Genomic DNA, 18,148 nt, shown 5'->3' on the forward strand with positions numbered 1-18,148 from the left:
GGCGTCGCCCCACGGCGGCCCGCCAGCCGGCCCAACGCAGCCGCCGGGGCTGCCGCAGCGTGGGCGCGCGCAGGTCAACGGCCAGGCCGGGACCTACCGCTCAGGAGAGGCGATGCCGCCGCAGGCCCGGGGCAGCGCCATGCCTCCCGGGGCCGCCGTCCCGGTGTCGCCGCTCGACGGGCACCCCGGTGAGCAGCCACGGCGCTACCCCACCGGCACACCGCAGCCACCGCCGGGCCTCCGGCTCGGTACGCCACCCGGACTCGGCCCGGCCGCGCGGGAACCGGACCCGTCCGCGACGGCGCTGCTCCGTACCATCGACGGGCCCACCGGTCTGCTCCCCTCGGTGAGCCCGCGCCCGAACACCGACCCCGCCCCGGCCGGTGCGAAGCCGGCGGCCAAGGCCGGCGACGTCGCGGTCGGCGCGGCGTCCGTGGCGGCCGCTGCCGCCGCGGCGGCCGCCGAGCCGGGCGAGCCCGCCGGGGACGCCGACGACGGCAAGCCGCGCCGCGGCGAGAAGGTGGTCAAGCTCCGCCCGGAGCAGACCCAGGACGGCTACAAGAGCGTCTACTCGGAGCTGACCCGGCCGACCCTCGGCTCGCGGATCCGTTCGGCGATCCGCGTCTCCGGCGAGCTGATGATCACCTTCGGGGTCGTCGTGCTGCTCTTCGCCGGTTACGAGGTGTTCGGCAACTCGGCCGAGGTGGACGCCGAGCAGAGCAGCCTCGGCGACGAACTGGACCAGCAGTGGGCCGACCCGACCGTCGCGCCCACCACCGGCCCGGCCAAGAACGCCCCGGCCGCGCCCGGCAAGAACCTGATCGGCCGGCTCTACATCCCGAAGCTGGACAAGGAGTGGGTGGTCGTCAACGGCGTCCGCCCGCAGGACATCCGGTACGCCCCCGGGCACTACCCGGAGACGGCACTGCCCGGCAAGGTCGGCAACTTCTCGGTCGCGGGCCACCGGATCCGGAAGATCTTCTGGCGGCTGGACGAACTGCAGAAGGGCGACGTCATCGGCGTCGAGACCCGCACCGACTGGTTCGTCTACCGGGTGACGAGCCAGGCGATCGTCAAGCCGTCGGCGGTCGAGGTGGTGGCGCCCGTGCCGAACCGGCCCGGGGCGAAGCCCTCCAAGGCGATGCTGACGCTGACCACCTGCAACCCGAAGTTCAACAACTATCAGCGACTGATCGTGCACGCGGAGCTGGTCTCCTCGTCCAAGCGCGATCCGGGTGTGGCGGACGCCGGCAAGCCGGCCGAGATCAAGGCGGGATAGCCGTGTACGGCTGGATCTGGCGCAAGCTCCCCGGTGGCCTGTGGGGCAAGCTCACCGGCTCGATCGTGCTGACCACCGCGGTCGGGGTGCTGCTGTGGTACGTCGTCTTCCCGTGGGCGACCCCGTTGCTACCCTTCGACGACGTGCAGGTCGGCACTGAGCAGACGCAGCAGGACCCCAACACGGTGCCCGGCGCGGACGACCCGGACCTGGGCCCGGACGAGATCCCGTACAGCACCCACTCGAACGAGCCCGAACCGAGCCCCAGCAACAGGTGACGCCGTGCGCATCCTCGTGATCGACAACTACGACTCGTTCGTCTTCAACCTCGTGCAGTACCTCGGCCAGTTGGGCGCGGAGTGCGAGGTCCGGCGCAACGACGAGATCAGCGTGGCCGAGGTCGGCCGGTTCGGCGCGGCCGGGATCCTGCTCTCCCCCGGCCCGGGCACACCGGACCGCGCGGGCATCACGATGGACGTCATCACGGCGTACGGGGGCGAGCTCCCGCTGTTCGGGGTCTGCCTCGGCCATCAGGCGATCGGGGCGGCATACGGGGCCACGGTGACCCGCGCGCCGGAACTGCTGCACGGCAAGACGTCGCTGGTCCGGCACAAGGGCGAGGGCGTGCTGGCCGGCCTGCCGGACCCGTTCACCGCGACGCGGTACCACTCGCTGGCCGTGCTGCCCGAGACCCTGCCCACCGAGATCGAGGTGACGGGCTGGACGGAGTCCGGCGTGGTCATGGCGATGCGGCACCGGGAGCTGCCGATCGAGGGTGTGCAGTTCCACCCCGAGTCCGTGCTCACCGAGGGCGGGCACACCATGCTGGCGAACTGGCTCGCCGCCTGCGGCCTGCCACAGGCCCGGGACCGCGCACCCGAGCTGGCCGCCGAGGTGGAGGCCCGCCGCCGGGCGGCGTTCGCCGCCTGACAGGGACCTCGCCGCGCATCACGGCTGCAGCAGGCCGCCCAACGGGTCGTCGCCGCCACCGTTGCCACCCGGCGGGGTGGTGTCGTCCGGGCTCGGCGAGACGGAACCGCTCGGGGTCGGCGAGGTCTGCGGCACGCTGATGAAGATCGTGACCGTGCCGCCCTTGGCGAGCTTGCGGCCGGCCTTCGGGTTCTGGTCGACGACGACGCCGGGCGTGTCCGACGGGGGGCCGTCCGCAACCGTGGCGCTCAGCCCGACGGCGTCGAGCGCGGCCCGCGCCTGGTCCTCGTTCTTGCCCTTGAGCGGCGGAACCTCCACCACGTTGCCCCTGGAGATCTGCACCTTGATCTTGGTGCCCGGGGCGACATGCTCACCGGCCCGCTCCACGGAGACCACCGTGTTCACCGGCGCGTCGCTGTTCACGCTGTCGAAGTCCGGGACCAGACGCGCCTTGGCGAAGGCGGTCACCGCCTGCTCCTTGGTCGCGCCCCTGAGGTCGTCGGGCACCAGCACGACCGCCGGGCCGGTGCACACCGTGTACGAGCCCGGCACGGTCTTCTCGACGAGCTGATTCGCCGGCGGGTCCTGCTTGCTGATCTTGCCCTTCGTGCAGTCCTCGCCGGTGTCCGGGTCGCCCTCGGTGATGCCGGTGAGCCCCCTGCGCGCGAGCGCGTCCCGCGCGTCGTCGGGCGTCAGCCCGACGAGCTTGGGCATGGCGACCGTGACCGGCTCCTGCTGCTGGCCGGTGTCGCCCTTGTTGTTGAGCCAGAAGCCGACCCCGGCCGCCACGAGGGCGAGCACGGCGAGGGCGGACAGGATCGCCACGACGAACGACGAGCTGCGCCGCTGTGGCGACTGCGGCGGCATCGCGCCCGGGATCGGGCGAGTCATGGTGGTCTGGCCGGACTGCTGGTACATCGGCCCGCCCAGCGCCATCGTCTCGGCCTCGGACATCACCGGGGTGGCCATGACGGGGCGGCCCGCGACCGCGCGCAGCGCGTCCGCGCGCATCTCCTGCGCGCTCTGGTAGCGGTTGAGCGGATTCTTCGCCAACGCCTTCAGCACGATCGCGTCGACGTCCGGCGGCACCTCGCGGTTGATCTGGCTGGGCGCGCGCGGATCCTCACGTACGTGCTGGTAGGCCACGCTGACCGGGCTGTCGCCGACGAACGGGGGATGGCCGACCACCAGCTCGAACAGCACGCACCCGGCGGCGTACACATCGGAGCGGGCGTCGACGGACTCGCCGCGCGCCTGCTCGGGGGAGAGGTACTGGGCCGTGCCGATGACCGCGCTGGTCTGGGTCATGGTGGTGGCGCCGCTGGCCAGGGCCCGGGCGATGCCGAAGTCCATGACCTTGACCTGGCCGTTCTGGGTCAGCATCACGTTGCCGGGCTTGATGTCGCGGTGGATGATGCCGTGCCGGTGGCTGAACTCCAGCGCCGCGCAGATGTCCGCGATCATCTCCAGGGCCCGGCGCGGCTGGATCCGCTGCTCGGCGGCGAGCACCTCCTTGAGGGTGCGGCCGTTCACGTACTCCATGACGATGAACGGCAGCTTCTCCCCGGTGGAGGAGACCTCCTCGCCGGTGTCGTAGACGGCGACGATCGCGGGGTGGTTGAGGGCCGCGGCGTTCTGTGCCTCGCGGCGGAAACGCTCCTGGAACGTGGCGTCGCGGGCGAGGTCCGTACGCAGCATCTTGATCGCCACGTCCCGGCCGAGCCGGAGGTCGCGGCCGCGGTGGACCTCGGCCATGCCGCCGTATCCGAGCAGCTCGCCGACCTGGTACCTGCCACCGAGCAGGCGGGCCTGCGCCGTCATAGCGTCTGTCGTCCTTCGCTCGCGTGGTCCAGGCTGCGCGCTCCGCCAACCTGTTGAATAGCACGGTACGACTCCGCCGGCGGTTCAGCGGCCACCGCCGCCGTGGTCCGCACAACACCCAGCGAGTTCGTATTGCCCTGGTTGAGTAGGAACGAGATGACTCCGGCGCACAGCAGCACCAGCAGGGCCAGCACCACGGCGAGCACGATGAGCACCTGGCGGCCGCCCGAGCTCTGCGGGGCCGGCTGCTGCTGGTGCGCCTGCGGCACCAGCGGTTGCGCGTACGGGTTGACCTGCGGCACGGACGCCGCGCCCCGGGCCTGACTGCCCGAGACGGGTCGCGGCACGGGCGGGTACGGCGGCCGGGCCTGGCCCGACATGGGGTGCCCGGGCGGGCCGGACGACGGCGCCCCGGAGTGCGGGCGGTTCGACACCGGTGCGGCACCCTGCGGCCGGTTCATGGCCGGGCCGCCGGACTGCGGCCGGTTGACCGGCACGGAACCGTTGGGCACGGGCTGCTGTGCCGCCGTGGTCAGCGACGACGCGGCCTGCCGGGCCACCGCGGCCATGGCCGAGGCGGTGGGCCAGCGGGTGGCCGGGTCCTTGGCCAGCGCGCGGTCGACGATCGCGCGGACCGCGGGCGGGATGTCCGGGGGCAGCGGCCGCGGGATGTCGCGGACGTGCTTCATGGCGATCTCGATCGGGGTCGCCCCGTCGAACGGCCGGTGCCCGGAGAGGCACTGGTAGGCGACCACGCCGAGGGCGTACACATCGGACGCCGGGGTGGCCACGCCGCCGGAGGCCTGTTCCGGGGAGATGTAGGAGGCGGTGCCGAGCACCGAACCGGCGACCGTGAGCTGGCCGACCAGCTCGGAGCGGGCGATGCCGAAGTCGGTGAGCACCAGCGTCCCGTTGGGACGGACCAGCAGGTTGCCGGGCTTCACGTCGCGGTGCACGATGCCGTTCGCGTGCGCGGCCTGCAACGCGTCGGCGGCCTGCGCCACCAGCGCCATCGTGCGGCCGGGGGTGAGCCGGCCGACCCGGCTGAGGGTACGGGACAGCGCGTCGCCCTCGACGTACTCCATGACCAGGAACGCCAGCTGCTGGTCGCTGCCGTAGTCGTAGACGTCGACCACGCCGGGGTGGTTGATCGTGGCCATGGTGCGGGCCTCGCCCCGGAAGCGCTCCGCGAAGCCGGGCTCCTCCAGCAGGGCGGGCAGCAGGATCTTCACGGCGACCGTACGGCCGAGCACCTCGTCGGTGCCGCGCCACACGTCGCCCATGCCGCCGCCCGCGATGCGCTCGTCGAGGCGGTAGCGGCCACCAAGGGTCACGCCAGGGCTGATCATCTCAGTCCCCTCCCTGACCCGCCGCGGCCTTCATGATCAGCCCGGTGATCCGCGCGGCCTCGGCGCTGGCGTGGCCACCGGGCACGTTCTCCAGCATGACGCAGGCCGCGGAGACCGGTTCACCCTTGGAGTTGAACGCGAAGCCGATGAACCACCCGTGCGGGTTGGCCCCCTCGGCGTTCTGCGCGGTCCCGGTCTTGCCGCCGACCTCCATGCCGCCGATCCGGGCCCGCTTGCCGGTGCCGTTCTCGACGACGCTGACCATCATGTCCTTGAGCTTGCCCGCGACGTCCGAGTTGATCGGGGTGCGCAGCGTCTTCGGGTTCGCGGTGTAGAGCGGGCGCAGGCCGGGGCTGACCAACTGCTGCACCAGGTACGGCCGCATCTGCTTGCCGTCGTTGGCCACGGTCGCGGCGATCAGCGCGCCCTGCAGCGTGGTCATCCGCACGTCGCGCTGGCCGAGGGAGGACTGGGCGAGCGCGCCCACGTCCGTGCTGCCGTCCGGGTTCTGGATGGCGCCGGTGCGGCTGGCCGCGACCGGCAGGCCGCCGTCCTCCAGGTTGCCGACGGTCAGGTCCTCCTGCTCGAAGCCGAACGCCTGTGCCGTCCGCTTCACCGTGTCGGCGCCGAGCTTGACGCCGAGCTGCGCGAACGCGGTGTTGCAGCTCGTGGTCAGCGCGTCCTTGAGGGTGGTCCTGGCGCCGGGGCAGACCTCGTCCTCGGCGTTGCGGATGATCGCGCCACCGTTGCGGTACTCCTGCCCGGCCGGGAGCACGGAGTCCACGTCGTAGCCGTTCTGCAGCGCGGCCGCGGAGATGATCGTCTTGAACGTGGAGCCGGGCGGCAGGGTCTCGTTGAGGCCCCGGTTCAGCAGCGGCTGATCCTTGTCCTTGATCAGCTTTTCGTACGCCGCGGCCGCGACCTTCTTGTCGTGGCTGGCCAGCGGGTTCGGGTCGAAGCTGGGCATGGTCACCATCGCCTGGATCGCGCCCGTACGCGGGTCGATCGCGATCGCGGCGCCCTTGCCCACGCCCCGCTCGTTGTTGACCAGCTCCCGGTACGCCACGGCCTGCGCCTTCGTCTTGAGGCTCAGCACGACGTTTCCGCCGCCGGTCTTGTCCCCGGTGAACATGTCGCTGATCCGGTCCGCGAACAGGGTGTCGCTGGTGCCCGCGAGGAACTCGTTCTCGCTGCGCTCGATGCCGGTGGCCGCGCCGTTGACCGGCTTGTACCCGACCACGGGCGCCCACGCCTCGACCTGCTTGCTCGGGTAGCTCCGCAGGTACTTCAGGGTGCCGTCGGTGGGCTTGCTCTGCGCCAGCGGCTGCCCGTCGGCCTGGATCACGCCGCGCGCACGCTGGTACTCGGCGACCTGGACCCGGCCGTTGTAGTCACTGGTGCGGTAGGCGTCCGCCTTGTACGCCTGCACGTAGTTGAGGTTGACGAAGAGCAGCCCGAACAGGACGAGGATGACCACGCCGGCCTTGCGCAGTGGTGCGTTCACGGCTTGATCACCTCCGTCATGGCGCCGTGGAGCTGGGCGGGTGGCTGCTTGAGCACGCCGCCCACCGGGGCGACCGGGCCGCCGGTCTCGGGGCGCCGCGCGGCGTCGGAGATCCGCAGCAGCATCGCGATCAGCAGCCAGTTCGCCATCAGGGACGAGCCGCCGGCGGACAGGAACGGCGTCGTCTGTCCGGTCAGCGGGATGAGTCCGGTGATACCACCCACGATGACGAAGACCTGCAAGCCGAGGGTGAAGGCGAGGCCGCCCGCGACCAGCTTGCCGAACGAGTCCCGCACCCCGATGGCCGCACGCAGCCCCCGCTCGACGATCAGCAGGTAGCACACGAGCAGGGCGGAGAGGCCGAACAGGCCGATCTCCTCACCGAGGCCCGCGAAGATGAAGTCGGTACGCACCTCGGGCACCTGGCCGGGCGAGCCCGCGCCCGGTCCGGAGCCGAACATCCCGCCGGTGCCGAGGCCGAGCAGCCCCTGGACGAGCTGGTAGCTGCCGCCGACCGGCCGGTTGTAGAACTGGCTGCTGAACGGGTCGAGCCAGATGGAGGCACGGTCGTAGAAGTTCTTGAACGGTCCCCCGAGCGACGCGCCCAGCAGGTACGCCACGTACACGCCGCCGAAGAACATCACCAGGCCGATGATCAGCCAGCTGGCCCGCTCGGTCGCCACGTACAGGGTGACGACGAACAGGCCGAAGTACAGCAGCGCGGTGCCGAGGTCCTTCTCGAAGACGAGGACGAGCAGCGACAGCAGCCAGACGGTCACGACCGGGCCGAGGTCCCGGCCGCGCGGGAAGTCGATACCCATGAACCGGCGGCTGGCCAGCGACAGCACCTCACGCTTGCGCACGAGGTAATAGGCGAAGAAGGAGACCAGCGCGATCTTGGCGAACTCGCCGGGCTGGATCGAGAACGGCCCCAGCTTGATCCACAGCTTGGCGCCGTTGACCTCGGAGATGCTGCTGGGCAGCACCGCCGGGATCATGACCAGCACGATGCCGACCAGGCCGAGCGTGTAGGCGTACTTCGAGACGACCCTGTGGTCGCGGATGACCAGCAGCAGGATCGCGGCCAGCATCAGCGCGCCGAGGGTCCAGGCGAGCTGGCGGCCGCCGGTGAGGGCGAACACCCCCGGGATGGCCTGCTTGTTGGCGATCGCCTTGGCCAGGTCGAGGCGGCGCAGGAAGACCACGCCGATGCCGTTGATCAGCGCCACCGCCGGCAGCAGGACCGGGTCGGCGTACGGGGCGGTGAACCGCACCACCAGGTGCAGTCCGAGGAAGAGCAGCCCGAGCAGCGCCGCCGGCACCCAGAACGACGAGCTGACGCCGCCGAGCTGGTTCGCCTCGACGGTGGCCGCGAACACGGCCACCAGCAGCATCGCGAAGGCCAGCAGGCCCAGCTCGGCGTTGCGCCGCGTCTTCGTTCCCGGGGTACGCGGCATCTCACCCGTGGTCGCGGGTGCGGAGGCCGGTACGGCGGGCGCGGTCAAGAAGGGGTCCCCAGACTTCGGTGTGTGCGGGCGCTCAGTCGACCGTCCGGCACCCGACCGGATCGACGATCGTCGGGGCGGAGGTGGAAGCCTGAGCGTCCGGGGTGGTCACGGGCACGGTGGCCGGCGTGGTGGCGGCGATGGTCGAGCCGGGAGCCGAGGCCTTCCCGGCCGCCGGCGGGGTGGTCTTCCCCGCCGCGGGCGACGTGGTCTGGTCCACCGACGGCGTCTGCTCCGTCGCGGCCGGTGCGGTGGTGGCGGGTGCCGTGGTCTCGGACGGCGTGCCACTGGGTGGGCAGATCGGCTTGAGGTTGAGGTTGGTCGGCACGTCGCTGGTCAGTTCGGCGAGACGGCGCCGCGCGTCGGGCCGGCTGTCGGCGTGGATGCCCTGTTTGACGCGGTCCTGCGCGACCGTGGTGAGGTCGTCGAGGCGGGCGGCGCTGGTCTCGTTGACGCTGGACAGGTCGAGGCCCGCGATCTGTCCGGGTACGCCCCGGAAGATGGCGATCTGACCGGCGGGCGTGGCGCCCACGTAGTACTGGTCCTGGGTGTACTGCCAGCCCAGCCAGAGCCCGCCGCCCAGGGTGGCGAAGAGCAGCAGCACGAGCATGCTGGTACGCACCGGATGCCGCCGCGGCTCCGGATCCTCCCGGTCGTCCGCGGTGGCCTCGGGCTGTGCGGGCCGGGGCGCCTGCAGCGCGGCGGCGCGGGCGGCGGCGCTGGAGCTGTCGGCCCGGGTGGCGTTGCCGCGGTCCCGGGCGGCGGCACCGCCGACGATCGGGGCCTGCTCGACGATGTCCGCGTCGGTCGCGTCCGCGACCACCACGGTGATGTTGTCGGGGCCGCCACCGCGCAGGGCGAGCTGCACCAGCCGCTCCACACACTCCTGCGGGTCGGCGAGGGTACGCATGCTCTCCGCGATGGTCTCCGCGCTGACCACGCCGGAGAGCCCGTCGCTGCAGATCAGATAGCGGTCGCCCTTGAGCACCTGGCGGACCGAGTACTCCGGGTCGATGTCGCGACCGTCCAGCGCCCGGGTGAGCAGGGAACGCTGCGGGTGGCTGCTGGCCTCCTCGGGGCTGATCCGCCCCTCGTCGACCAGCATCTGCACGTACGTGTCGTCCTTGGTGATCTGGGCGAATTCGGTACCACGCAGCAGGTACGCCCGGGAGTCACCGATGTGCACCATGCCGAACTTGCTGCCCGAGAAGAGCACGGCGGTCAACGTGGTGCCCATGCCCTCCAGGTGCGGGTTGGCGTCCACGGTGTCGCGCAGCTGCTGGTTGGCGGTGCCGACGGCATGCCGCAGGGCGTCGACGAGCGCGTCACCGGGCACGTCCTCGTCCAGGGGAGCCATGGCCGCGATGACGATGTTGCTGGCGACGTCACCGGCGGCCATGCCGCCCATGCCGTCGGCGACGGCGAGCAGCCGCGGTCCGGCGTAGACGGAGTCCTGGTTTCCGTCTCGGATCAGACCGCGGTCGCTCTGGGCGGCGTAGCGCAGGGTCAGGGTCATGGCCGTAACTCGAGAGAAGTGCGCCCGATGCGAATCGGCACGCCAAGGGGGACGGGAGTGGGTCCGGAGACCTTACCGCGATCGAGATAGGTCCCGTTCGTCGAGCCGAGATCCTCGACGAACCACTGACCGTCCCGCGGCACCAGCCGGGCGTGCCGGGCCGACGCGTAGTCATCCGTGATGACCAGGGTCGAGTCCTCGGCCCGACCGATGGTGATCTGGGCTTCACCCAGAGTGATTCGCGTCCCGGCCAGCTGGCCGGCGGTCACGACGAGTTGCCGTGCCGCTTTACCGCGCTTCGCCTTGGCCGGACGGCCCTGCAGCACCGCGCCACCCACCCCCCGAGGGCTGGCGACGATGCTCTTGGAGCGGACCCCGGCAAAGAGGTCCCGGCGGATGACCCCGACCACCGTGAACACGAAGATCCACAGAAGGATGAGGAAACCGAACCGGGCGACGGTGAGGACGAATTCGGGCAAGGTGGCTAGCCGTCCACTCGGAACGTCAGCGTGGTGGTGCCGAGCTGGATCATGTCGCCGGGGTTGAGCGCCACGGCGGAGACCCGCTGGCCGTTGACCATCGTGCCGTTCGTCGAACCGAGATCGGTCAGCACCACCTGGCTGCCGTCGTAGTCGAGCCGGGCGTGCCGGCGCGAGATGCCGACGTCCGGCAGGCGCAGATTGGCCTGGTCGCCCCGGCCGATCACCGTCGAGCCCATCTGCAACGGGTACGTCCGGCCGTCGCCGGACACCAGGCCGACGTTGCGGCCGTTGTGCCCGTGCTGCTGGTAGCCGCCCTGCTGCTGGTCGTACGGCGAGTAGGCCGGCGCCGCGTCGTACGAAGGCTGCTGTACCGGGGCGACCTCGCCGCCGGTGTACACCTCCGCGGTGACCCGGAACATGCCGGTGTCCAGCCCGTCGCCGCGCTCGATCTCGACGATGACGTCGCCGTACACGGTCCACGCCTGCTCACCGATGAACTCGGCCTGGGACTGGGCCAACTCCTGGGCCAGCGCGGCCGCGTAGGGCGCGAGCCGGCTGTGGTCGTAGGGCGAGAGGTCGATCACGTACCGGTTGGGTACCAGGGTGCGGCCACCCGCCAGGATGGCCTTGTGTGCCTCGGCCTCCCGCTGCATGGCATTCAGAATCTCCACCGGGTGCACGACACCCTTGAACACCTTCGCGAAGGCCCCTTCCACCAGGCCTTCCAACCGCTTCTCGAAGCGCTGCAGCACGCTCACCGGCTCCTCCTCGGGTTCCGAGGACATGATGGTATCCGGCCGCCGCTCGCGCATCTCGCGCCAACTGCAGCCGGCACTTCTGACCCTCGTATGACAGCCCGCGACGCCGTGCTAATCTCTCCTGGCGTCACGGGGCGTTATCTGCTCGCTGTGTGACGTGGGACAGCGTAGTCTGTCGCACCTAGTAATCGGCAACAAGGCCACGGGGATGTGGCGGAATGGCAGACGCGCACGGTTCAGGTCCGTGTGTCCGAAAGGACGTGGGGGTTCAACTCCCCCCATCCCCACCACCGAGAAGGGCTCCGCGATGATCGCGGGGCCTTCTTTTGTTGATCAGTACGGGCCGGCCGACCGCGCGGCTCAAACGAGTGAAAACCCAGGTGTGAGCACCGTCGCGTTATGCTCGCCTCTGATTTTCCCCGTCCCCGCAGACTCGGAGTGTCGTACGTGGCAGTCGCCCTGGTAACCGGATCCGGCGGTCTGATCGGCTCCGAGGCGGTCCGGCACTTCGCCGGGCTCGGCCTCGACGTCGTCGGCATCGACAACGACATGCGCCAGGAGTTCTTCGGACCCGAGGCGTCGACCGCGTGGAACGTGCGCCGCCTCGCCGCCGAGCTCGGCACCGCGTACACCCATCAGGGGATCGATCTGCGCGACCGGGACGCGCTGGCGAAGATCTTCGCGCACTACGGCCGCGACATCGCCGTGGTGATCCACACGGCGGCGCAGCCGTCGCACGACTGGGCCGTGCGTGACCCGTTCACCGACTTCGACGTCAACGCGGTCGGCACCCTCAACGTGTTGCAGAACGTGCGCGAGCACTGCATCGACGCCCCGGTGATCCACTGTTCCACCAACAAGGTGTACGGCGACCGCCCCAACTCCCTGCCCTACACCGAGCTGGAGACCCGCTGGGAGCTGGAACCGGACCACCCGTACTACCACGGCATCACCGAGGACATGTCGATCGACCAGTGCCTGCACTCGGTCTTCGGCGCCTCGAAGGTCGCGGCCGACGTGATGGTCCAGGAGTACGGCCGCTACTTCGACATGAAGACGGCCCTGTTCCGGGGCGGCACCCTGACCGGTCCGGCGCACGCGGCCACCGAGCTGCACGGCTTCCTCGCCTACGTGATGCGCTGCAACATGGAGCGCCGCACCTACCGGATGTTCGGGTACAAGGGCAAGCAGGTCCGCGACGCGATCCACAGCCACGACGTGGTCTCCGCGTTCGAGGCGGTCTTCCGCAACCCGCGCTCGGCGGCGGTCTACAACCTGGGCGGCGGGCGGCACTCGCACACGTCGATGCTGGAGGCCTTCAAGCTGGCCGAGGAGATCACCGGCCAGGAGATGATCACCGAGTACATCGCGGAGAACCGCGTCGGCGACCACATCTGGTGGGTCGGCTCCAACGCCGCGTTCCAGGCCGACTACCCGGACTGGAAGCAGGTCTACGACGTGCCGATGATCCTGCGGGAGATCTACGAGGCGAACGTCGACAAGTGGGTGCCCGCGCAGTGATCGCCCAGGGCAAGCGCAACGTCCTCGGCGTCCTGGTCGACGCGGTCGACTACGAGGCCGCCACCGAACAGATCATCACGGCCGCCCGGGAACGGCGCCCGTTCGCGGTCACCGCCCTGGCGGTGCACGGCGTGATGACCGGAGTGCAGGACCGCGCCCACAACGCCCGGCTCAACTCCTTCGACCTGGTCACCCCGGACGGTCAGCCGGTGCGCTGGGCGCTGAACCTGGTGCACGGCGCCCGGCTCGCCGACCGGGTCTACGGCCCCACCCTCACCCTCAAGGTGCTGGAGCGCGCCGCCGCCGAGGGCCTGCCGGTCTACCTGTACGGCTCCACCCAGCCGACCCTGGACCGCCTGGTCCCCGCGCTGGAGGGCATGTTCCCCGCCCTGAAGATCGCCGGGGTCGAGGCGTCGAAGTTCCGCTCGGTGCAGCCGGGCGAGGACGCCGAGATCGCCGAGCGGATCAAGGCGTCCGGGGCGCGGGTCGTGCTGGTCGGCCTCGGCTGCCCCCGCCAGGAGGTCTTCACGTACGCGATGCGCCCGCTGCTGGACATGCCGCTGCTGGCCGTCGGCGCGGCGTTCGACTACCACGCCGGCCTGCTGAAGAACCCGCCCGCCTGGATGCAGCGGTACGCGCTGGAGTGGCTGTGGCGGCTCGGCCTGGAGCCGAAACGACTGTGGAAGCGGTACGTCCTGCTCAATCCGGCGTACCTGGCGCGCCTGGCCGCGCAGAAGTCGGGCCTGTGGCGGGCCAGCCCGCCGGCGCCCGCGACCGAGCGGGTGCCCACCTTCGCGGTATGACCGCCGTTCGGGTCCATTCGCCGGTACGACCGCCGTTTCGGGTGCCCTCTTCGCCGGACTGACCGGCCCGACCCGGGTGGCCCGCTGGGGTGCCCTGGGCCCGGTGCCGGGGCCCCGCCGCATCGCCGTGGGAACCCCGGCCGACCTCCCCAGGTCGGGTCCGCGCCATCCGGGTCACCCCGGCGGCTGGCACCCGACACTAGGGCACTGCTCACCCGGGCAACAGGGGTCACTGTCCACATCGCCCATTGGGCTGAGTGCGTGGAGCGACGATACGGGCACGATCCGTATTGAACGGGGGCGGGCGCCGACCCCTACGGGTACGGGTCCGGACATAACCCGGTTTCGCGCGGCGCCCCGCGGGTGAAGTCTGGCTAGGTGAACACCGCCGTGGACCTCACCCTCGCGGGTGCCCTCGCCGTGATCTGGCTGGCCGCCGGGTTGCTGGCCGACGCCCTGCCGACCGCCGGCTCCGCCCGCGAACTCCGTCGGCGCGCCGGGACACTGATCCTGCTGGTGCTGGCCGGGGCGGCGTTGTTCGTCGCCGTACCCGTCGTGACCAGCGTGGTCGAGGGGCCGTCCGCGGCCGTCACGGCGGCGTTGCTGCCCGCCGTACCCGCGATGGTCGTGCTGGGCACGACGCTGCGCCGGCTGACCGCCCTGCGCGGCGGCGCGGGCGCGTTCACCACCGCGCCGCGCGCCCCGCTGCCGCCCGCGCTGCGCGCGGCGGCCGCGCACCCGCTGATCGCCACCCCGCTGCAGGCGACGGGCATCGCCGCCCTGGTCGGTCTCCCCGTCGCCGCCTTCGGGATGCCGACCGCACCGGGCGGCAACCTCGCCGCGATCGCGATCACGCTCGCCGGGCTGGCGGTCGTCGCGGTCGGCATCCGCCACGCCCTGCGGCACAGCCGCCTCAGCGTGCTGGTCCTCGCGCCGATCCGGCGGCGCGCGACCCGCATCGGCTGAGGTGGTGCGGGGTCAGCCGCCGCGTTTGGCTTCCTGCACGTAGAGGAGTTCGAGGATCGAGCGCGCCGCCTCGAACCAGCGGTCCAGCCAGTCCGACGGGGGCATGGTGCCGCGCGCCGGCAGTTCGAGCAGCAGGCCGCGCAGCAACGGGTGATCCGCCATCGACAGGTTCGGTGCGACGGCCCGGCTCGACTCGAGGGCCCGGCTCGGCTCGAGCGCCCGGCTCGCTTCGAGGGTGCGGCCCGGCTCGTGCCAGTTGGACGGCGGCGGGAAGACCGGCTCGGTCAGGCCGTGCAGGTCCAGCGACGGCAGCTTGGCGGCGCGGTCCAGCGCGCTGGTCGGTTCGAGGCTCTGCGACATTCCGGGCGACCGGGTCGGCAGGCCGGAGGACAGGCTGGGCGGACCGCCCCGGCCGATCAGCTCGGCATCGGCACTCTCCGCAGACAGCGCCTCACGCCGGTTCTGCCGGTACGCGTTCACCCCACCGCTGAACCGGTCCTGCGCCGACGAGGCGCCGTTGTTCAGGTTCTCGGAAATCGTCATCAGTTCCGCCTGCCTCGCTCGCCGTGTGGCGCCCGCCCCCGCCGTTGCGCAGCAATGAGTGGGTTCCGGCGCGGTCCGGTCCGCGCTTGGTGCGTTCAACGAGGCGGGGTGCGCTGGGGCGACGGCGGCGTGGGTGAGCAAATGTGGACGGGCGGCCCGCCGCATTCGTCGACGGCTGGCTTGCCCGGGAGCGCTGTCCCGGGCAAGCCGGCCGTCCGGAGCCGCGCTGACGACTCAGTGGTCGAATTCGCCGTCCTTGGCTCCGCCGACGAATGCGTCCCACTCCGCGGCCGTGAAGATCAGGGCGGGGCCCTGCGGGTTCTTGGAATCGCGCACCGCGATCGCCTCGTCGACGAAGGCGACCTCGACGCAGTTGTCACAATTCGGTCCGCTACGGCTGCTCTTGAACCACTGTGCGCGGCTCAGATCGATCCGGAAACCCTTGGTCTCAATTTCCACAATGGCTCCTCTGCCAGCATTTCGATCATCTCCGTGGACGCCTCGGGGGTGAGGGCGGTCGCCTGGATGGTGTCGAAGATGGAGCCGTACTTCTGCAGTTCGTCGCTTTTCTCCAGAAACAGCCCGCCGGTCGCGTTCTCCGCGTACACGACGGCGGGATCCTGGTCGTCGGGAAAGTCGAGGATCGCGAAGGTCCCATCCATGCCGGCGTGGGCCCCTGCGGCGAACGGCAGCACCTGCAGGGTCACGTTCGGCAACTTCGCCACCTCGACCAGGCGGACGAGCTGATCCCGCATCACCTCGTCGCCGCCGACCGGGCGACTCAGTACGGCTTCATCCAGCACCACCCAGAGATCGATCGGATCGTCCTGGATCAATAACGATTGCCGCGCCATGCGGACGTGGACTCTGCGGTTGATTTCCATCTGCGTGTCACCCGATCGAGCAGCTTGGATCATCGCCGCCGCGTACTCCTCGCTCTGCAGCAGTCCCGGAATGACCTGCTGTTCGTACGCGCGCACGGAAGAAGCCGCCGCCTCAAGCCCGACATAAGCCCCCACCAGGACGGTGCTGTACGGATGCCACCAACCCTTTTGCCGCGCCTCTCGGGCAATTTGCACCAATTCCTCGGAAGCGGCCCCTTCGACACCATAAATGTCCAACATGTCCTTTACGTCGCGAGGAGTCGCGCTCGTGTGCCCCGTTTCGATCCGGGACACTTTGGACGGCGAGCATCCGAGCCGATCCGCCACGACGTCGATGGTCACGCGGGCCGATTCGCGGTATTTGCGGAGCTCAGCTCCGAGCCGTCGGCGACGGATCGTAGGACTGCGGCGCTGGATCACACTGGACCTCCGGGAAAACTGCGCCACATCTACGGGGGATCGGCACGATATCCCCCCGACGGCGGCGTCGATGCCAGTCTGTCTGTTGATCTCTTGATCCTTCAAGCGTGTTGCGTGATCAAATAGTCACGGACGGCTGACATGCAACTTGCATCGATCGGATCGGTAGTGCAATCTTTCTGTAGGTCGCGCGTCACCCAAAGTTCTGGCGAGCAGCGCAATGTTCTGGCGAGATGGTCCTGACGACGCGACCGGGCCGACGCACCGCACGCAGAAGTGACGCCGTTTCGCGGGGCGCTGGTCGAGCGTTGGTCCCGGGTGGACCCCGCCGGGAGCCGTTCCCGGACCGCCTGCGACTTCGGCCCGACCGGCGGAGGCGACGTATCCGTAACCGCCATGATGATTGGCATCATCGGATGGTTGCAAATGAGCATGACCTGGGCACACTGGAGCATCTGCGTCCACTGTGCAGCCAAGCGTTCACCCCGAGACGAGATCAGAACAGGAGCTGACGTGCTTCCTCGGTCCGGTGATGTCATCCACGTGACGAAGGCCGCGAGCGTCCAATTCTCCGCGCCGATGCTGTTCCGGGTGATCAGGGTTCACGACTGGCCGACCTATGAGGGATGGGTCTGGCTCGACGGATACGAGCTCAACTCCGCCGGTGACGCAGTCGAGCGCCGGTCGATCTTCGTCCAGGCCAACGGCCTGCGCCAGGTCGGCAAGGCACCGGACCCCCGCGCCCGCAACGGCCGCCAGCCCGGCCTGACCTCGGGCGCGGTCCCGGCCCGGGCGCTGCGCACCAACCGCTGAACGGTCGCCGCCGACAGCTCCGTCCGCTGTGGTCAGTCCTTGTCGGGCTGGGCGGAGGTGCCCGTAGGAGTCGACGACGGTACGGCGGACGACGGGCGCGGAGCCGCGACGATGAGCGTCACCGTGGTGTCCGGCGGCACCTGCTGACCCTCGGCCGGATCGCTGTCGATGACGGTGCCGGCCGGTGCGTCGCTAGCCACGAACCGCACCCGGTACGCCAGGCCCGTACGCTCCAGCGCCTGCCGCGCGTCCTGCACGGCAAGTCCCTTGAGGGCCGGGACCGTCACCTCGGTCGGCCCGGTCGGCTCCGTCGTCGGCGCCGTGCTGGTGGCGGCTGTCGACGGCGGTGACGACGGGGGTGACGAAGGGGCCGTGGACGGTGCGGTCGACGGAGGCGCCGCCGCTGAGGTGGTCACCACGGGCGCGGGCGCCTCCTGGTCCTTGTTCCACGCCTGCAGGATCTGGTAGACCCCCCACCCGAGCAGGATCAGCAACGCCACCACGATGAGGCCCACGAGGACCGGGATCCACCATCGGCCACGAGGCTCCCGCGCGGCCGGGACCGCCCACTCCTCCCGGGTGTCGCCCATCGCGGCGCTGGGCCGGGGCGGGCGCACCTCGGCCCGGCCGCCCCACGCGGCTCCCCCACCGGTCGAACCGGGCAGCACCGCCGTCGCATCGTCACCCGACGAAGCGGGCATGACCGCCGTCGCATCATCACCCGCCGAGCCGGGCATGACCGCCGTCGCATCATCACCCGCCGAGCCCAGCACCGTGGTGGCATCGGCGTCGCCCGTTCGGGGGCCGTCGTCCGGGTGGTTTCCGGTGGCCGGGCCGGGGTCGGAAGCGCCGGTCTTGTCCGGTTCGGACCCCTCGCCGTCGGGTTCGTGGCGCCGCCCCTGCTCGTCGGACATCGGCGGATCCTCTCCCTCGCACCTGCCGGGGCTCAACGTAACCCGTCCCGGTCGCGCCGCGCGGCATCCGCGGACAAAGCCGCTGCGTGACCTTGCTGCGGCGGACCGCGACGGATTCGCAGGCATCGTCACCTGCCGCT

Annotated in this window: 18 protein-coding genes and 1 tRNA gene; 8 read left to right on the plus strand and 11 right to left on the minus strand. The window is 70.8% G+C overall.

Annotated features, from left to right (window positions below; genetic code table 11):
- Positions 1–112: 112 nt before the first annotated feature.
- From EV385_RS35040 to EV385_RS13595, 3 genes are read left to right on the plus strand one after another with little or no spacing between them, the layout of a single operon-like run.
- Positions 113–1,279 carry a class E sortase gene (locus tag EV385_RS35040; RefSeq protein ID WP_423203047.1) on the plus strand — a complete coding sequence of 389 codons (1,167 nt, stop codon included), beginning with the start codon at positions 113–115 and terminating at the stop codon, positions 1,277–1,279.
- Positions 1,280–1,281: 2 nt separating this feature from the next.
- Positions 1,282–1,557, plus strand: coding sequence for a hypothetical protein (locus EV385_RS13590; protein WP_130509804.1), 276 nt, complete (start codon positions 1,282–1,284; stop codon positions 1,555–1,557).
- A gap of 4 nt (positions 1,558–1,561) precedes the next feature.
- Positions 1,562–2,209, plus strand: a complete 648-nt coding sequence (locus EV385_RS13595) for an aminodeoxychorismate/anthranilate synthase component II (RefSeq protein WP_130509805.1) — start codon at positions 1,562–1,564, stop codon at positions 2,207–2,209.
- 18 nt (positions 2,210–2,227) lie between these two features.
- On the opposite strand, the gene pknB is transcribed toward EV385_RS13595, so the two are convergent.
- From pknB to EV385_RS13630, 7 genes are read right to left on the minus strand one after another with little or no spacing between them, the layout of a single operon-like run.
- Positions 2,228–4,030 (minus strand): Stk1 family PASTA domain-containing Ser/Thr kinase, encoded by a 1,803-nt coding sequence (pknB, locus tag EV385_RS13600; protein WP_130509806.1) that lies wholly within the window; start codon positions 4,028–4,030, stop codon positions 2,228–2,230.
- Positions 4,027–5,379 (minus strand): serine/threonine-protein kinase, encoded by a 1,353-nt coding sequence (locus tag EV385_RS13605; RefSeq protein WP_130509807.1) that lies wholly within the window; start codon positions 5,377–5,379, stop codon positions 4,027–4,029. The genes pknB and EV385_RS13605 overlap by 4 nt, the downstream gene beginning before the upstream one ends.
- Position 5,380: 1 nt before the next feature.
- Complete coding sequence (locus tag EV385_RS13610) at positions 5,381–6,883, minus strand: penicillin-binding transpeptidase domain-containing protein (RefSeq protein ID WP_130509808.1); 1,503 nt, start codon at positions 6,881–6,883, stop codon at positions 5,381–5,383.
- Positions 6,880–8,388, minus strand: coding sequence for an FtsW/RodA/SpoVE family cell cycle protein (locus EV385_RS13615; RefSeq protein WP_130509809.1), 1,509 nt, complete (start codon positions 8,386–8,388; stop codon positions 6,880–6,882). Before EV385_RS13615 ends, EV385_RS13610 begins: the two co-directional genes overlap by 4 nt.
- 34 nt (positions 8,389–8,422) lie before the next feature.
- A complete protein-coding gene (locus EV385_RS13620) occupies positions 8,423–9,904 on the minus strand; it encodes a PP2C family protein-serine/threonine phosphatase (protein WP_130509810.1) in 1,482 nt (493 codons plus the stop codon).
- Positions 9,901–10,383, minus strand: a complete 483-nt coding sequence (locus EV385_RS13625) for an FHA domain-containing protein FhaB/FipA (protein WP_130509811.1) — start codon at positions 10,381–10,383, stop codon at positions 9,901–9,903. The genes EV385_RS13620 and EV385_RS13625 overlap by 4 nt, the downstream gene beginning before the upstream one ends.
- Before the next feature lie 5 nt (positions 10,384–10,388).
- Positions 10,389–11,171, minus strand: coding sequence for an FhaA domain-containing protein (locus EV385_RS13630; RefSeq protein WP_130509812.1), 783 nt, complete (start codon positions 11,169–11,171; stop codon positions 10,389–10,391).
- Positions 11,172–11,348: 177 nt separating this feature from the next.
- Here EV385_RS13630 and EV385_RS13635 point away from each other — a divergent pair.
- The 4 genes from EV385_RS13635 (at position 11,349) to EV385_RS13650 (ending at position 14,434) form a co-directional block, all read left to right on the plus strand.
- Positions 11,349–11,434 (plus strand) — tRNA-Leu (locus EV385_RS13635).
- A gap of 157 nt (positions 11,435–11,591) precedes the next feature.
- Complete coding sequence (locus EV385_RS13640) at positions 11,592–12,665, plus strand: NAD-dependent epimerase/dehydratase family protein (RefSeq protein ID WP_130509813.1); 1,074 nt, start codon at positions 11,592–11,594, stop codon at positions 12,663–12,665.
- Positions 12,665–13,468, plus strand: a complete 804-nt coding sequence (locus tag EV385_RS13645) for a WecB/TagA/CpsF family glycosyltransferase (protein WP_423203113.1) — start codon at positions 12,665–12,667, stop codon at positions 13,466–13,468. The genes EV385_RS13640 and EV385_RS13645 overlap by 1 nt, the downstream gene beginning before the upstream one ends.
- A gap of 378 nt (positions 13,469–13,846) precedes the next feature.
- Entirely contained in the window at positions 13,847–14,434 is a 588-nt protein-coding gene (locus EV385_RS13650; RefSeq protein WP_242624864.1) for a hypothetical protein, read from the plus strand.
- Between the two features lie 12 nt (positions 14,435–14,446).
- Here the strand turns inward: EV385_RS13650 and EV385_RS13655 are convergent, their stop codons facing one another.
- From EV385_RS13655 to EV385_RS13665, 3 genes are all read right to left on the minus strand, one after another.
- Entirely contained in the window at positions 14,447–14,977 is a 531-nt protein-coding gene (locus tag EV385_RS13655) for a hypothetical protein (RefSeq protein WP_130509815.1), read from the minus strand.
- 234 nt (positions 14,978–15,211) lie between these two features.
- Positions 15,212–15,430 carry a DUF397 domain-containing protein gene (locus tag EV385_RS13660; protein WP_130513288.1) on the minus strand — a complete coding sequence of 73 codons (219 nt, stop codon included), beginning with the start codon at positions 15,428–15,430 and terminating at the stop codon, positions 15,212–15,214.
- The gene (locus tag EV385_RS13665; RefSeq protein ID WP_130509816.1) at positions 15,400–16,281 is read right to left on the minus strand and encodes a helix-turn-helix domain-containing protein; all 882 of its coding nucleotides are present in this window, start codon (positions 16,279–16,281) and stop codon (positions 15,400–15,402) included. Before EV385_RS13665 ends, EV385_RS13660 begins: the two co-directional genes overlap by 31 nt.
- A gap of 513 nt (positions 16,282–16,794) precedes the next feature.
- On the opposite strand from EV385_RS13665, the gene EV385_RS13670 reads away from it, so the two are divergent.
- Positions 16,795–17,094 carry a hypothetical protein gene (locus tag EV385_RS13670; protein ID WP_130509817.1) on the plus strand — a complete coding sequence of 100 codons (300 nt, stop codon included), beginning with the start codon at positions 16,795–16,797 and terminating at the stop codon, positions 17,092–17,094.
- 32 nt (positions 17,095–17,126) lie between these two features.
- On the opposite strand, the gene EV385_RS13675 is transcribed toward EV385_RS13670, so the two are convergent.
- A complete protein-coding gene (locus EV385_RS13675; RefSeq protein WP_165449472.1) occupies positions 17,127–18,008 on the minus strand; it encodes a PASTA domain-containing protein in 882 nt (293 codons plus the stop codon).
- Positions 18,009–18,148 lie beyond the last annotated feature (140 nt).

Origin of the sequence: Krasilnikovia cinnamomea, from assembly GCF_004217545.1 — a bacterium.
GTDB classification, from domain to species: Bacteria; Actinomycetota; Actinomycetes; order Mycobacteriales; family Micromonosporaceae; genus Actinoplanes; species Actinoplanes cinnamomeus.

Excerpts from the sequence above, each read along its gene's own strand:
- EV385_RS35040 (WP_423203047.1), top strand. The coding sequence starts at position 113 with ATGCCGCCGCAGGCCCGGGGCAGCGCCATGCCTCCCGGGGCCGCCGTC.
- pknB (WP_130509806.1), bottom strand. The coding sequence starts at position 4,030 with ATGACGGCGCAGGCCCGCCTGCTCGGTGGCAGGTACCAGGTCGGCGAG.
- EV385_RS13605 (WP_130509807.1), bottom strand. The coding sequence starts at position 5,379 with ATGATCAGCCCTGGCGTGACCCTTGGTGGCCGCTACCGCCTCGACGAG.
- EV385_RS13620 (WP_130509810.1), bottom strand. The coding sequence starts at position 9,904 with ATGACCCTGACCCTGCGCTACGCCGCCCAGAGCGACCGCGGTCTGATC.
- EV385_RS13630 (WP_130509812.1), bottom strand. The coding sequence starts at position 11,171 with ATGTCCTCGGAACCCGAGGAGGAGCCGGTGAGCGTGCTGCAGCGCTTC.
- EV385_RS13655 (WP_130509815.1), bottom strand. The coding sequence starts at position 14,977 with ATGACGATTTCCGAGAACCTGAACAACGGCGCCTCGTCGGCGCAGGAC.
- EV385_RS13675 (WP_165449472.1), bottom strand. The coding sequence starts at position 18,008 with ATGTCCGACGAGCAGGGGCGGCGCCACGAACCCGACGGCGAGGGGTCC.